The sequence below is a fragment of the Hyphomonas sp. FCG-A18 genome, from assembly GCF_045287255.1.
Classification (GTDB): domain Bacteria; phylum Pseudomonadota; class Alphaproteobacteria; order Caulobacterales; family Hyphomonadaceae; genus Henriciella.
Genome location: NZ_CP137142.1, coordinates 2,014,668 through 2,028,049, shown reverse-complemented (window position 1 = coordinate 2,028,049; position 13,382 = coordinate 2,014,668). Strand labels below are relative to the sequence as shown.

Genomic DNA, 13,382 nt, shown 5'->3' with positions numbered 1-13,382 from the left:
TGCACAATCGCTTAACTGTGCTATTTAGGCATCAGTAGAGTATGCGTAGAGTGTGGAAGGGAGGCCTATCTGGTCTCCCTTTTTCCATATGGTCAGGACGTTTTCTGATCTCTCAGAACTTCAACAGTTGCATGGTCCAGACCGAACTCATCGAGCAACCGCTTCTTCACTGCAACTCTGGTGTCTTCGAGGCACGTGCCACCGTCCACATAGACATCCAGTGTAATCAGCGATTTGTGCTCATTGAGGGCCCAGGCATGGAGGTGGGTTACTCTTTTGACCCCCTCAATTTGTGTGCTGAGATCTGTGCGAATGGCTTTGAGGTCGAGGCCGGGCGGCACGCCTTCAATCAGAATGTGACCTGTTTTACGGACTAGGTTGATCCCGCCGACCGCGATGATCAGCGCAACCAGTACAGACAGGATCGGATCTGCCATTGTCCAGCCTGTGAACACGATAATGATCGCGGCGCCAATTGCAGCAATTGAGCCGAGCAGGTCGCCTGCAACATGCCATAGGGCGCCCTGCATATTCAGATCATCCTTGTCCCCGCCATGCAGAACGTAGAAGGCGAGGATATTCACGACCAGTCCACCTATGGCGACGCCGAGCATCAAGCTGCCCATAATGGGTTGTGGGTCGAGAAGGCGCCCAATCGCTTCAAAAATAATCCAGCCTGCAAGGGCGATCAGGGTAAGACCATTTACAAAAGCTGCCAAAACCTTGAAGCGGGCCCAGCCGAAAGTGCGTTCCTCGCTGGCAGGACGTTCAGCCAGTTTGAAGCCAAGCCATGCCAGGGCCAGGGAGCCAGCATCGGTCAGCATGTGAGCGGCGTCTGCAAGGAGAGCCAGAGACCCTGAAATCAGGCCGCCAATGACCTCCGCGATCATGAATGAGAAGGTCAGCAAAGCCGCTATAGCAACCCGGCGGCGGCCATCCTTAGTATTGTCCAAAGCGTGGTGATGCGCGTGATCATGTGCGCTATGTGCATGTCCGTGAGCCATCCTAGGCTTGGACCGCACTTCCTGATGAAAGTCAATGATTACAGCAGCTTGAGAATTGTTATAACATTCATTCTCAGGGATGCAGCGCAGATGAATCCTCAGTCATGCTGAGCTTGACGCTGTCTTCATCGAACGCCTCTTCATTCTCGGCCATCGCCCGGACAAGAGCAACCAGAGCTGTCTTGAGGCGATCATCTTCAATTCGAGAAAAATTGCGGACAAAATCCATCAGGAGACGCGATGAACCCAGTTCATCAATGTCGGCCCGGCTGGCATCGGAAAGGTTGCCGTCGAAGAACCAGCCCGGGTTCACTTCAAGGCGCTGAGCGATCAGATACAGACGTCCAACACTGACCCGGTTCGCGCCTGTCTCATATTTCTGGATCTGCTGATAGGAGATGCCTAAAGCCTCTCCGAGTTGGTCCTGCGTGAGACCCATCAGAATACGGCGACGGCGGATGCGGTCCCCAACGCGAGCGTCAACCTCACTGGCTGTCAGTTGCGGCGCAGTGTTCGGTTCAGGCGTCAGATCGGTCATTTTGTGTGTCTCTTGGCGATGTAGAACCCAATAGTTCCAATCATCTGCAATAAAAAACTATGCTGATTTTACAAAAATGACAAGTGAGACAGAGTGTGAGGCTGTGACTGGACCACAGCAGGTGTGACCTTTACAAATCGTGGGGGCTGGGGAATGTGCCAGACAGATACAAGAGTGAGACTGCTATATGCCGATCCGCACCCCTTTGGCTTTGACCGCATCACTTATGGCCCTGTCGATCACGGCTTGCCAGTCCGGCAACCGTAACGAAGAGATTGCCTATGTCGAACGCCCGGTTGAGCGTATTTACAATCTGGCTCTGACGGAGCTGGACAAGCGTGATTATGTCGAGGCTGTTGCGCTCTTTAACGAGGTTGAGCGCCAGCACCCCTATTCAGAGTGGGCGCGCCGCTCAGCCCTGATGTCAGCTTATGCTTCCTATGAGGCCCGTCGGTATGATGATGCGATCGGCACTGCGCAGCGTTTCATTTCGCTGAACCCGGCAGCCGATGACGCGGCTTATGCCTACTACCTGATTGGCGTCAGTTATTTTGATCAGATTGTGGATGTTGGCCGCGACCAGAACACCACAGAATTGGCAAAAGCTTCTCTTACCGATGTTGTCCGCCGTTTCCCTGAAAGTGATTATGCCCGCGATGCCGAGTTGAAGCTCGACATGGTTGAGGATCAACTCGCCGGTAAGGAGATGGAGATTGGCCGCTGGTATTTGCGTCGCAACCAGCATCTGGCTGCCGTGAACCGTTTCCGCACTGTCGTGAAAGACTATGAGACCACCGGGCATACACCTGAGGCTCTGCATCGCCTGGTGGAGACTTATCTCTCCCTCGGTTTGAAGCAGGAAGCGCTCGCAGCGGGCGCTGTACTCGGTTACAATTACCCAAACAGTGTCTGGTATCGTGACAGCCACCGCTTGCTGACCGGGCAGGGGCTTGACCCTGATGGGGTTGGCGAGGGGCAGCGCCGGACCTTCCTGCAGCGCCTCATTCCTGGCGGAAAATAAGCAGAGCAGACTCTGCTTGTTCTATTTTTGTTCTTGTGTTATCGAGGGGCATGATTGTTGCTCTCTCGATACGTTCTTTTGTTCTGATCGACCGTCTGGATCTGGAAGTTGGTCAGGGCTTCACGGCTCTCACGGGTGAAACCGGTGCGGGTAAATCCATCATTCTTGATGCGCTTGGTTTAGTCCTGGGTGGTCCGGCCAATCGACGCTTTGTTCGCCATGATGAAGATCAGGCGAGTGTCACCGCAGAGTTTGCCTTGCAAGCTGGTCACGCGGTCTGGGACGAGCTTGAAGAGCTTGATGTCGGTGCAAGCCGTGAGGAAACGCTTACCCTGCGCCGTACCCTTTCAAGGAACGGGCCCTCTCGGGCTTTTATCAATGACCAGCCGGTCTCTGCTGCAACGCTGGAAACGGTTGGGGAGAAACTGGTTGAGATTCATGGTCAGCATTCAGCCTCCGGCCTGATGCGCCCGTCGACCCATCGCGGGCTTCTGGATGCCTTTTCAGGCATTGATGTAGAGCTTCAGAACTGTCGTGCGTCCTGGGTTGCTCTCGCGGAGGCGCGTGAGCATAGGCAAAATCTGGAAGCCGCTGTTCGGAATGCGACCGAGCGCAAGGATTGGTTGCTCTTCGCGGTGTCTGAGCTCGAAAAACTTGCTCCTGAACCGGGTGAGGCTTCTACGCTTCTCGCGCAACGTGCTGTCCTTATGCAGGCCGAACGGCTGACGGAAGCCATTCAGGAGATGGATAGCGCTATATCCACGCGCACGATTGAAGAGACTCTGTCAAAAGCAGCGCGTGCGGCTGAACGGTTGATCCGGATCGAAGGTCTTGAAGCGCTTGATGAAGGTTTGGCAAAGCAGGCGCATGCGGCCTCGGATGCGATTGAGCGGGTATTGATTGAGCTGACTGAGGCTCAGAGCCTTTCCAACGGTTTGAAGATCCATGATCTCCACGATGCTGCCGCGCTTGAGCGTATTGAGGCCCGTTTGCTTGCTTTGCGGGGGGCGGCACGGAAGTTCGAAGCTGAGCCTGATATGCTCGCCGAAACCCTTGAAACCTGCCGCGAGGCTTTGTCTCTGTGTGAGGCTGAGACGGGGGCCTTGGATGAAGCACGAGCCAGGGAGCAGGCGGCCCTAAAAGCTTGGGATATGGCGGCTGATACATTATCAGTGGCGCGCCGATCCGGGGCGCATCGCCTGGAACGGGCCATTATGAAGGAGTTGAAACCGCTCCACTTGGGCCGTGTAAAAGTGGCTGTTCGATTTGATCCGATTGGTGAAGGTGAAAGCGGTGCCAACGGTAAGGAGCGCGCAGAGTTTGAAGTGGAAACCAATCCGGGGAGCGGTTTTGGCTCTCTTCGTCAGATTGCATCCGGGGGCGAGTTGGCGCGTTTCTCTCTCGCGTTGAAATGCGCGCTGGCCCATGCCGGAGTAGCTCAAACCTTGATCTTTGACGAAGCCGATCAGGGGGTAGGCGGCGCCGTTGCCGCAGCCATCGGGGAACGTCTTCAGCGCCTGTCCAAGGATAGGCAGGTTTTTGCTATCACCCATAGTCCGCAAGTCGCCTCGTCCGCACACCGTCAATGGCGGGTGCGGAAACAGGAGGTTGGAAAATCAGGACTCGTGACTGCTGTTCATCAACTTGATGACGGTCAACGGCTTGAAGAAATTGCCCGGATGTTGTCAGGCTCCAGTATAACCGATGAGGCAAGAGCAGCCGCATCGAAATTGCTGGAGGCGGCATGAGTGGCGAAATATCTGTAGACGATCTTGATGAAGCAGCTGCTCGGCGCGAGTTGGCGCGGCTCGCGACGGAAATCAAACTCGCAGACGCTGCCTATTACGTTGATGATGATCCCCACTTGAGCGATGCTGCCTATGATGCGCTGCGCCAACGCAATTTGGCCATTGAAGCGAGGTTCCCCCATCTCAAGCGTAAGGATAGCCCCACCGATCAAGTTGGTGTCCGACCCGCGAGTGGCTTTGGCAAGATTGAACATGGCGTTGCGATGTTGTCGCTGGATAATGCTTTCAATGATGAAGATGTCGCCGATTTTGCCGGGCGCATCCGCCGATTTCTGGGACTTTCCGAAGGTGAGACCTTAGCGCTCACGGCAGAGCCGAAGATTGACGGCTTGTCGCTCAGCCTGACCTATGAAAACGGGCAGCTTGTTCGCGCTGCAACACGCGGTGATGGGCGCGTGGGTGAGGATGTCACGGCGAATGCGCGAACCCTGGAGGATATTCCCGGAAGTCTGCAGGGGGCTAACTGGCCACAGCGCATCGAAGTTCGCGGCGAGGTCTATATGAGCCATGCAGACTTCGAAGCGCTCAATACACGTGAGGCCGAGAAGGGTAGCAAAACATTTGCCAACCCGCGCAATGCCGCTGCGGGCAGCCTGCGCCAACTCGACACGACAATCACCCGCTCCCGCCCGCTCCATTTCTATGCCTATGCATGGGGTGAGGTGTCGGAACCATTTGCGCAAACCCAAACTGAAGCCGTCGACAAGCTGGCCTCATGGGGTTTTCAGACGAATGCGCTTTTCTCAAGCCATGAGACCATAGACGGTTTGCTTGACGCTTACCGCGCTATTGCCGAGGGCCGCGCTGGTCTTGGTTATGATATCGATGGCGTTGTCTACAAAGTCGACCGCCTCGACTGGCAGACCCGACTAGGGCAGGTCAGCCGCTTCCCGCGTTGGGCCATTGCGCACAAATTTCCGGCTGAGAAGGCGGTCACCAGGCTTGAGGCGATCGACATTCAGGTCGGTCGGACTGGCTCTCTGACCCCGGTGGCACGGCTTACCCCGGTTACGGTTGGCGGCGTGGTCGTATCGAATGCGACTTTGCACAATGAGGATGAAATCGCGCGTTTGGATGTGCGTGTGGGCGACCATGTGGAGATACAGCGTGCAGGCGATGTCATCCCGCAGGTTTTGCGCGTGACGGACCCTGATCGTCAGGACCGTAGCCCGCCTTACGAGATGCCACACATCTGCCCGGTCTGTCAGTCAGCAGCCGTGCGGGAACTTGATGACAAAGGTGAACCAGATGTCCGGCGACGTTGCACAGGTGGCCTAACTTGTGGTGCGCAAGTGGTGGAACGCCTCAAACATTTCGTATCCCGCAAGGCTCTGGACATTGATGGGCTTGGTGCGAAGCAAATCGAGCTCTTTCATGATCGTGGTATTGTCACTGCGCCACAGCATATTTTCCAGCTTGAGGCGCGTATCGAAGCCGCCGGGCATTCGCCTTTAGCCGAATGGGATGGTTTTGGGGACGCCTCGGCTCGTAAACTGTTCGATGCGATTGAAGCCCACCGAAGCGTTGCGTTTGCGCGTTTTCTAAATGGTCTTGGTATTCGCCATGTTGGTCAGACGACCTCCGGCCTGTTCGCACGCAGTTTCGTGAGATGGGATGACTTCTGGGCCGCTGTTCAGGCGCTTTCCGGCGCCTCTCCAGAGACTGCCGAGCAGCCTTTTGTCTCCCTTGATGGTGTTGGCATGGCCGCAGTTTCCAGCCTACGCGCCTTCGTACAAGAGGCTCACAATCTGGAAATGATGCAGGATTTGCTGTCAGAGGTTACAGTTCTGGATGGTGAAGCCCCAGCGAGTGAAAGTCCGGTCAGCGGCAAAACGGTCGTGTTTACAGGGACATTGGAAGCCATGACGCGGGATGAGGCCAAAGCCCGCGCAACATCACTGGGGGCAAAGGTGTCTGGCTCTGTTTCGGCAAAGACAGACATATTGGTGGCAGGCCCTGGCGCAGGATCTAAGCTAAAGAAAGCTGAGACGCTCGGAATTGCGGTTATGACCGAGGCTGAATGGATTGCTCTAATCTCGAATTAAGCAAGAAAAATGGGGCTGCAGTGCAGCCCCAGTTTATCGGAGTAGTTTATTCGACAAGGCACGTGTCGAAGGGGGGAGAGGGGAGAGAAGTGCCTCATCGGTTATTATTGAAAAACAATAATTGATTATCGATTTTCGTCAAGTTGCTTTTTTGAAATTTTTTGCTCTTCGGGTCTTTTGAGCGCGATGGCTGCGCTAGAGAAAGCTCATTTCATACCAATGTGTTGACTTTGGGCGGCATGCTCGCCAAGCGTGCGCAAAGCGTATTGGTACAAGGGAGTCCATCATGTCTGATCCACGCCAGCATATCATGCCGGTTTACCGTCCACCCGAAGAAGCTTTCGACCGTGGTGAGGGTGTCCGCCTGATTACTGAAGAGGGGAAGTCATACCTTGATTTTGTCGCCGGCATCGCAGTGAGCGCCCTTGGGCACTCGCATCCGGCGATGGTTGAGGCCCTGCGCGAGCAAGCTGGCAAACTCTGGCACACGTCCAACATGTTTCGTGTCCCTGCGGGCGAGGAACTCGCGCGGAAAATGTGTGAGCGCACTTTTGCTGACCGGGTCTTCTTCACCAATTCTGGGACTGAGGCGATTGAGTGTGCGATCAAAACGGCGCGTAAGTATCATTGGGCAAAGGGTGATGCAGATCGCTATGAGATCGTGACATTTACCGGCGCTTTCCATGGTCGGTCGCTTGGCGCGATCAATGCGGGCGGAAATCCGAAATATCTGGAAGGGTTTGGCCCAGCTCTGCCAGGCTTTACCAGTATTGAGTTCGGTGACCATGACGCGCTCGACAAAGCCGTAACAGAGAAAACGGCGGCTGTGCTTGTAGAGCCAGTACAAGGCGAGGGCGGTGTTCGCGCTATCCCTGAAACCTGCCTGACGGAACTTCGTAAGCTGTGTGACGAGCGCGGTGCGCTGCTCATCTATGATGAAGTACAGTGCGGCATGGGCCGGACGGGCAAGCTGTTTGCCCACGAGTGGGCTGAAAATGCACAGCCGGACATTATGTGCGTGGCCAAAGGCGTTGGCGGCGGCTTTCCATTTGGGGCCTGTCTGACCACAGAAGAAACAGGCGTTGTCATGCAGCCGGGCAGCCATGGTTCGACCTATGGCGGCAACCCGCTGGCCATGGCTGTGGGCAATGTCGTTTGGGATATTATTTCTGATGAAGCGTTCCTTGAGCAGGTGCGCCGCGTATCAGGTACTGTTGCACAGGGATTGAAGAGCCTTGCCGATAGTCATCCAGACAAAGTCGATGGCGTAACGGGCAAAGGCCTGCTGATTGGTTTGCGCCTGAAAGCACTGCCTAAGCCGGTTCAGAATGCCTGTCGCGACAAAGGCCTGCTTGTCGGTGTTGCTGGGAACAATGTGCTCCGCCTCGCGCCGCCACTCGTCATTGAGGATAGTGACGTGCGCGAAGCGGTTGGCGTTATGGATGCCGCGCTTTCCGAGTGGGAAATCGCGACTTAAGCCGATTAACCGGGGCTTGCGGCTGATCCAGCGAGCAGGCCCCCATCAAGGGTCAGTGTTTCCCCTGTCATGTAAGCGGCTTCGTCGCTGGCCAGCATGGTCGCCAGCGCAGCAACCTCACCGGGTTGGCCAAACCGTTTAAGCGGTGTGTCGACAACCAGAGCCGCCATTTTGGCTTCGCGGTCAGGGCCATCACCGAGCATGGGTTCCCATATTTCGGTGAGGATTGCGGCCGGAGCGATCGCATTGCACCGAATCTGCCAGCCTTGTTGTGCGCAATAGAGTGCGACACTGCGTGTGTGGTTGATGATTGCGGCCTTGGAACTGGCATAGGCGGCAGCGCCGGGTATGCCAACAAGCCCAGAGCGCGAGGCGATGTTGATGATGCTGCCTGTGCCTGCGGTTCTCATCGCATTGATGGCATAGCGGCAGCCTAGGAAAACCCCGTCAAGGTTGGTGGCATGGACACGCCGCCATTCACCAAGACTGGCACTTGCCGGATCATGCGGGGCAGGGCCATCTTCAAACCCGGTAATCCCGGCATTGTTGACCAACACATCGATTTGCGGGTAGCGCGTCGCAATCGCCTGCCAATCCTCCTCTTTGGACACGTCAAGGTGGGCGTAGCTGACCCCGAGCTGGTTGGCTGTCGCTTGACCCTCGTCATCATTGATATCGGTCAGGATGACAGTCGCCCCTTGATCCATAAAGGCTTTGGCAATGGCGGCACCAATGCCGCGCGCGCCCCCTGTAATCAGGGCGGTTTTATTCTGTAATCGTTTCATGATTGAGCTTTCACATAAGGAAAATAGCGGGCGCAAAGCTAAGCGCCGATAACGGAAAATACGTTATGCCGGAGGTCCGGTGTCGCTAGTTCATGTGTGCACAAAACTCCTTAGGTGTTAGCCTCACATAAGGTGGCGTCATTTTGCGTCAACCCGGTTTTCGGCCATACTTCCGGGCAATGATCAGCATTGGAGGGTATGTCATGGCAGAAAAGGAAGTGATTACAGGGTTTGGTGGGTTCTTCTTTCGCGGCAAGGATACAAAGGCGTTAGCGGTTTGGTATCACGATAATTTCGGGATTGATCCGGTGCCAAGCGATTATGAAACCTTGCCCTGGCATCAGGCTGAGGGACCAACCGTCTTCGCGCCATTCAGTGCGGACACCGATTATTTTGGTCCGGATATGTCAAAGACATTCATGCTGAATTTTCGGGTGCGCAATCTGGAAAAGATGGTCGCGCAGTTACGGGCGAATGGGAATGAGGTGACCCTTGATCCGAACAATCCCTACCCGAATGGAAGCTTTGCGCGGGTCTATGATCCTGAAGGCAACCCGATTGAGCTGTGGGAACCCCAGCATAATCCCGCGTAAATTTTGGATGCCGATTATTTTCCTCGCAGCCGCAAGACCATATGCAGAGTTGCCTCATCCTGGATATTATAGTCGCTGAGCGTGCGCTGGTCTTCCAGCTGCTTTCCGGCGAAGATCAGCCGTTGCTGTTCGGGAGGATAACCTTCAGCCTCAAGAAGTTTCTGCTTCACTTCCGCGATTTTATTGCTGGGCGAGACGCTCAGAACAGTTTGTTTACCCGATAGCGCCTTGACCGTGATCGACATGGTTTCGGTGGTTTGGCTCTGTGCGAAACCGGTGGGCACAGCTGCGACAGTCAGTGTAGTGAACGCAAAGATTGCAAACAAAACTCTCATGAAATCCTCCCTATGGTCGGATAAACTTATCCACATCCATAGGGAGCGGCATCACCCGCAAGGGTTACGCGAGTTCAGCAGACCGCTCTTACGCTCCTAAGCGGACCCGAAAGTCTTCATAGCCAAAATTGCTCACCATCTCGATTTGGCCGTCCTCATGACGGATGGCGAGGTTGGCGAGGGGGGAGCCATTGAACGTGTTGGTTTTGACAAAGCTATAGTGCATCTGATCAGTGAAGATCAGCCGATCAGCCGGCGTCAGAGGTTTGTCAAAACTATACGTTCCAATCACGTCACCGGTCATGCAGGTCTTACCACCGAGTGTATACGTGTGGGCTTTTTCGTTTGCTTCCCCAGCACCAATGATGTCCGGGCGATAAGGCACTTCGAGGACATCGGGCATATGGGTTGAGGCACTGGCATCGATGATGGCGAGGTCTTTGTCATTCCAATGCAGGGCAATCACGCTGGCATGAAGCTCGCCCGTATTTACAACAAGACCACCGCCCGGCTCGAGAATAACCTCAACATCAAACTGTGTTTTGAAGGCTTTGATTGCCACAATCAGTGCGTCGACATCATAGCCCGGTTTGTTGAGGAAATGTCCGCCGCCAAAATTCACAGCTTTGACCTGCTTCAGGTAAGGCGCGAAATGCTGAGCAACATGATTGATCAGGCCGATTGAGCCTTCATGAAGGCTCTCGCACAGCGCGTGGACATGGAAAATGTCGACCTTTGACCAATCCACCTGATCAAGTTTGCTCGCGATCTCGCCAAACCGACTGCTTGGTGCGCATGGATCATAAAGGTCACCACCAAGCGTGGCATTCGAATAGCCGGGATTGACCCGCAGGCCGATCTCGCACCCCGCATCGATTGCGCTGTGTCCCCATTGTTCCAGTTGCTGTGCGCTATTGAAATAGACATGCTGGGCAATCTTCGTAACAGCGTTCAGCTCGCTCTGCGTATAGGCCGGGGAGTAGACATGGACCTCTTTCCCGAACGTTTCGGCTCCCATAATCGCTTCGTATTCACCGCTGGCCGTGGTGCCATCGAGATAATCTCGCATCATCGGGAAAACAGCTGGCATCGCAAAAGCTTTGGTCGCGAGCAGGATTTTGCATCCGGCTTCTTCGCGCACGCGCTTGGCTGTTTCGAGATTGCCCCGCAGGCGCGCCATATCGAGTACAAAAGTCGGGGTTGGAAGCGTTGCGTCTGTGATCATGCAGGCCACTTAGGCGCAGCGTGGCAGATTAGCAAATGCGCCTTTCATAGCTTTCATCCGCCGGGATGAAGCCGAGGTCTTGTAGGTTAAGGGCATACTCGTCCCAGCGATTGCAGGGCTGCTGGTTGGGCAGCATGCTGGCTTGGGAGACAATCTTGCCAGTTGCTGCATGGGTCATGGTGATAAAGGGGCTCCAGATTCGGCGCCCACCTTTATCGCGCGCCATCTGATCCACACCAAGATCTTCGGCGAGTTTTTCCCCGGAAGGCGTTCTGGAGTTGATCCGCAGCAGTAGGATTTTGAGGTCTTGGCCATCATTACCCAAGCTAGCTTTTTGTGTTGGTGAAAGTGCCCATTGCGCGAATCGTTTCGTCATCCAAGGCTCGGCAGGATTGAACTCTGTTGATTCCAGATAGCGACAGGCCGGGCACTCATCAAAACCCCAGATGACCATAAGGGGCCTGCTCTCTGCCTTCGCTCTGGAAAGTCCAGCATCATAGGCTTGGCTGGCATTATAGCATCGAAAGTAAAGCGCGTCGGGGCGATCTGGATAGCATCCGGGAATAGTCTGTAGCGATGTATAATCTACGGCCAGATCAAAGAGCTGCTTGCCCTTCGGCGCATCCGCCTGCGCCAAAGCCAGAAATGGCGTAAGGGTAAAAATGATAAGTGCGCGCAGCATCGACATTCCGTTTGTTTCCAATCTCTAACGAACGGAATGTGCCATAGCCGCCAAAATGAGGCCACGATAAGGCGCAGCTGTTGATTTTAGGCATCCAGTCTTGGTGTTTTCCGGCGGGTAAGTACCAGAACTAGTATAGTGAACGCACTTAGCACCGCGCCAGAAAGGGTCATGCTCCACCCTGTAAAGCGGTCTGCTGCAAGCGTGTGCTCTGGGCTTACAATAATAGTGCCGTCCAAGGTTTCTGCTGATACGAGTTTAAGTACTGGGTCGCCCTTTGTGTGATAGAGAATTCGTTTTCCCTTATGGGCGCGCTAAACTCCTGATCTTACGGATTTCGAGTTCTTGAGCGATGACTTAACTTCAAACTCATCTCTATCGCCGTCTGATGTGCTAATTATCAGCGTTGTGTTGTTGCTAAACCCTCTCCCTATACGACTTGTCCCTGTGGCATCCAGTAAGATGCCTTCATAAGCCGTAGTTTCGGTGGTTGTCTTAATTGATGCGGCTAGGATACTAATTCCAACCAGGAAAAATAAAGCTCCCATCAGCCCAAGAGCGACAATTGCAGTTTTGTTTACTTGCTTCTTGGGGGGTGAGATTTCCTGTTCCATGAGTGCCTAACTATTAGGTCTTAACTGCGAACAGATCATCTTGTTTGCCTGTAGGGACATCAATCACATGCCAGGGCAGGCCGCGGGCGGCGACGTCTTCCAGGAAAGGCTTGGCCGGGAATTGCTCGACGTTGAATACACCTGTGCCAGACCAAGTGCCTTCGAAGAACATTTTCGCGCCTGAGACAGGGGGAACACCTGTTGTATAACTGACGGCCTGCGCGCTGACCTCTTCATTGGTTTTGGCGTGGTCAGAGACCTGATAGATCATATTGGTGATCGGCTGACCATCTTTTGTGCCGCGCAGGATGACGCCGATTGAGGTTTTCCCTGTATAGCCCTCGGCCAGCGTGCTGGGCACGGGCAGCAGGTCTTTCAGGAACTCCATCGGGATAATGTCCATGCCTTTATGCTTGATTGGCTCCAGACCGATCAGGCCGATGGATTTGAAGACATCCAAATGTTTGATGTACTCATCCCCAAAGGTCATCCAGAAGCGGATTTGCTTCAGGCCCTTGATATGTTTCACAAGGCTTTCCTCCTCCTCGTGATAGATGAGGTAAGACATTTTCGGGCCAACCTCAGGATAGTCGATCATCGTTTTGATCGAGAGGGCCGGGATTTCAATCCACTCACCATCTTTCCAATACCGCCCATCCTGCGTCACTTCACGCAGGTTGATTTCCGGATTGAAATTGGTGGCGAAGGTTTTGCCGTGGTCACCAGCATTACAGTCAACAATATCGATATATTCGATTTCATCGAACAGGCCTTCCTGCTGGGCATAGGCGCACATGATATTGGTGACGCCAGGATCGAAACCACAGCCGAGAATGGCCGTGATGCCAGCCTCTTTATAGCGCTCCTGATAGGCCCACTGCCAGCTATATTCGAACTTGGCGACATCGCGTGGCTCGTAATTGGCGGTGTCCATGTAATGGGTCTTGGTCGCTAGGCACGCATCCATGATCGGCAGGTCCTGATAGGGCAGGGCCATGTTGATGACGAGGTCAGGCTTGACCTTCTCGATCAGGGCGATGGTTTCCTCGACATTGTCGGCATCAACCTGCGCAATTTCGATTGGTGTTTCGCACAGCGCAGCGACCTTCTCACAGCTTTCAATCCGGCGGCTGGCTAGCGTGATGTGTTTGAACGTATCGCGGTCCATCGCGCACTTTTGTGCAACAACGGAGCCAGCGGCTCCGGCGCCTATAATCAGGACGGTGTCTTTCTTTTTGTCGGTCATGGCAGACGC

General features: G+C 54.5%; 13 protein-coding genes. 5 read left to right on the top strand and 8 right to left on the bottom strand.

Annotation, left to right across the window (positions count from 1 at the left end; translation table 11 throughout):
• Positions 1-92: 92 nt before the first annotated feature.
• Positions 93-953: a cation diffusion facilitator family transporter gene (locus RYZ27_RS10080; protein WP_406679377.1), complete on the bottom strand. Its 861-nt coding sequence runs from the start codon at positions 951-953 to the stop codon at positions 93-95.
• A 124-nt stretch (positions 954-1,077) separates the two neighbouring features.
• Positions 1,078-1,542 carry a helix-turn-helix domain-containing protein gene (locus tag RYZ27_RS10075; protein ID WP_406679376.1) on the bottom strand — a complete coding sequence of 155 codons (465 nt, stop codon included), beginning with the start codon at positions 1,540-1,542 and terminating at the stop codon, positions 1,078-1,080.
• A gap of 187 nt (positions 1,543-1,729) precedes the next feature.
• Between RYZ27_RS10075 and RYZ27_RS10070 the strand changes: the two genes are divergently transcribed.
• The 4 genes from RYZ27_RS10070 (at position 1,730) to RYZ27_RS10055 (ending at position 7,893) form a co-directional block, all read left to right on the top strand.
• Positions 1,730-2,563 (top strand): outer membrane protein assembly factor BamD, encoded by an 834-nt coding sequence (locus tag RYZ27_RS10070; protein WP_406679375.1) that lies wholly within the window; start codon positions 1,730-1,732, stop codon positions 2,561-2,563.
• Between the two features lie 50 nt (positions 2,564-2,613).
• Entirely contained in the window at positions 2,614-4,311 is a 1,698-nt protein-coding gene (gene recN, locus RYZ27_RS10065) for a DNA repair protein RecN (RefSeq protein WP_406679374.1), read from the top strand.
• Complete coding sequence (ligA, locus tag RYZ27_RS10060; protein WP_406679373.1) at positions 4,308-6,416, top strand: NAD-dependent DNA ligase LigA; 2,109 nt, start codon at positions 4,308-4,310, stop codon at positions 6,414-6,416. Before recN ends, ligA begins: the two co-directional genes overlap by 4 nt.
• Before the next feature lie 286 nt (positions 6,417-6,702).
• Positions 6,703-7,893, top strand: coding sequence for an aspartate aminotransferase family protein (locus RYZ27_RS10055; protein WP_406679372.1), 1,191 nt, complete (start codon positions 6,703-6,705; stop codon positions 7,891-7,893).
• A 5-nt stretch (positions 7,894-7,898) separates the two neighbouring features.
• Here RYZ27_RS10055 and RYZ27_RS10050 read toward each other — a convergent pair whose 3' ends face one another.
• Positions 7,899-8,678, bottom strand: a complete 780-nt coding sequence (locus RYZ27_RS10050) for an SDR family oxidoreductase (protein WP_406679371.1) — start codon at positions 8,676-8,678, stop codon at positions 7,899-7,901.
• A 203-nt stretch (positions 8,679-8,881) separates the two neighbouring features.
• Here RYZ27_RS10050 and RYZ27_RS10045 point away from each other — a divergent pair, with 203 nt between their 5' ends.
• Positions 8,882-9,271 (top strand): VOC family protein, encoded by a 390-nt coding sequence (locus RYZ27_RS10045; protein ID WP_406679370.1) that lies wholly within the window; start codon positions 8,882-8,884, stop codon positions 9,269-9,271.
• A 14-nt stretch (positions 9,272-9,285) separates the two neighbouring features.
• Here the strand turns inward: RYZ27_RS10045 and RYZ27_RS10040 are convergent, their stop codons facing one another.
• The 5 genes from RYZ27_RS10040 to RYZ27_RS10020 all read right to left on the bottom strand — a co-directional run bounded on the left by RYZ27_RS10040 (position 9,286) and on the right by RYZ27_RS10020 (position 13,373).
• Positions 9,286-9,606: a ubiquitin-like protein gene (locus RYZ27_RS10040; protein WP_406679369.1), complete on the bottom strand. Its 321-nt coding sequence runs from the start codon at positions 9,604-9,606 to the stop codon at positions 9,286-9,288.
• An 88-nt stretch (positions 9,607-9,694) separates the two neighbouring features.
• Positions 9,695-10,831, bottom strand: a complete 1,137-nt coding sequence (gene nspC / locus RYZ27_RS10035; RefSeq protein ID WP_406679368.1) for a carboxynorspermidine decarboxylase — start codon at positions 10,829-10,831, stop codon at positions 9,695-9,697.
• A gap of 28 nt (positions 10,832-10,859) precedes the next feature.
• Entirely contained in the window at positions 10,860-11,519 is a 660-nt protein-coding gene (locus RYZ27_RS10030) for a hypothetical protein (RefSeq protein ID WP_406679367.1), read from the bottom strand.
• 308 nt (positions 11,520-11,827) lie between these two features.
• Complete coding sequence (locus RYZ27_RS10025; RefSeq protein ID WP_406679366.1) at positions 11,828-12,127, bottom strand: hypothetical protein; 300 nt, start codon at positions 12,125-12,127, stop codon at positions 11,828-11,830.
• Positions 12,128-12,140: 13 nt separating this feature from the next.
• Positions 12,141-13,373, bottom strand: coding sequence for a saccharopine dehydrogenase family protein (locus RYZ27_RS10020; RefSeq protein WP_406679365.1), 1,233 nt, complete (start codon positions 13,371-13,373; stop codon positions 12,141-12,143).
• Positions 13,374-13,382: the final 9 nt, after the last annotated feature.

Coding starts and splice junctions, on each gene's coding strand:
- RYZ27_RS10075 (WP_406679376.1), bottom strand. CDS start 1,542: ATGACCGATCTGACGCCTGAACCGAACACTGCGCCGCAACTGACAGCC.
- RYZ27_RS10070 (WP_406679375.1), top strand. CDS start 1,730: ATGCCGATCCGCACCCCTTTGGCTTTGACCGCATCACTTATGGCCCTG.
- recN (WP_406679374.1), top strand. CDS start 2,614: ATGATTGTTGCTCTCTCGATACGTTCTTTTGTTCTGATCGACCGTCTG.
- ligA (WP_406679373.1), top strand. CDS start 4,308: ATGAGTGGCGAAATATCTGTAGACGATCTTGATGAAGCAGCTGCTCGG.
- RYZ27_RS10055 (WP_406679372.1), top strand. CDS start 6,703: ATGTCTGATCCACGCCAGCATATCATGCCGGTTTACCGTCCACCCGAA.
- RYZ27_RS10050 (WP_406679371.1), bottom strand. CDS start 8,678: ATGAAACGATTACAGAATAAAACCGCCCTGATTACAGGGGGCGCGCGC.
- RYZ27_RS10045 (WP_406679370.1), top strand. CDS start 8,882: ATGGCAGAAAAGGAAGTGATTACAGGGTTTGGTGGGTTCTTCTTTCGC.
- RYZ27_RS10040 (WP_406679369.1), bottom strand. CDS start 9,606: ATGAGAGTTTTGTTTGCAATCTTTGCGTTCACTACACTGACTGTCGCA.
- nspC (WP_406679368.1), bottom strand. CDS start 10,831: ATGATCACAGACGCAACGCTTCCAACCCCGACTTTTGTACTCGATATG.
- RYZ27_RS10030 (WP_406679367.1), bottom strand. CDS start 11,519: ATGTCGATGCTGCGCGCACTTATCATTTTTACCCTTACGCCATTTCTG.
- RYZ27_RS10025 (WP_406679366.1), bottom strand. CDS start 12,127: ATGGAACAGGAAATCTCACCCCCCAAGAAGCAAGTAAACAAAACTGCA.
- RYZ27_RS10020 (WP_406679365.1), bottom strand. CDS start 13,373: ATGACCGACAAAAAGAAAGACACCGTCCTGATTATAGGCGCCGGAGCC.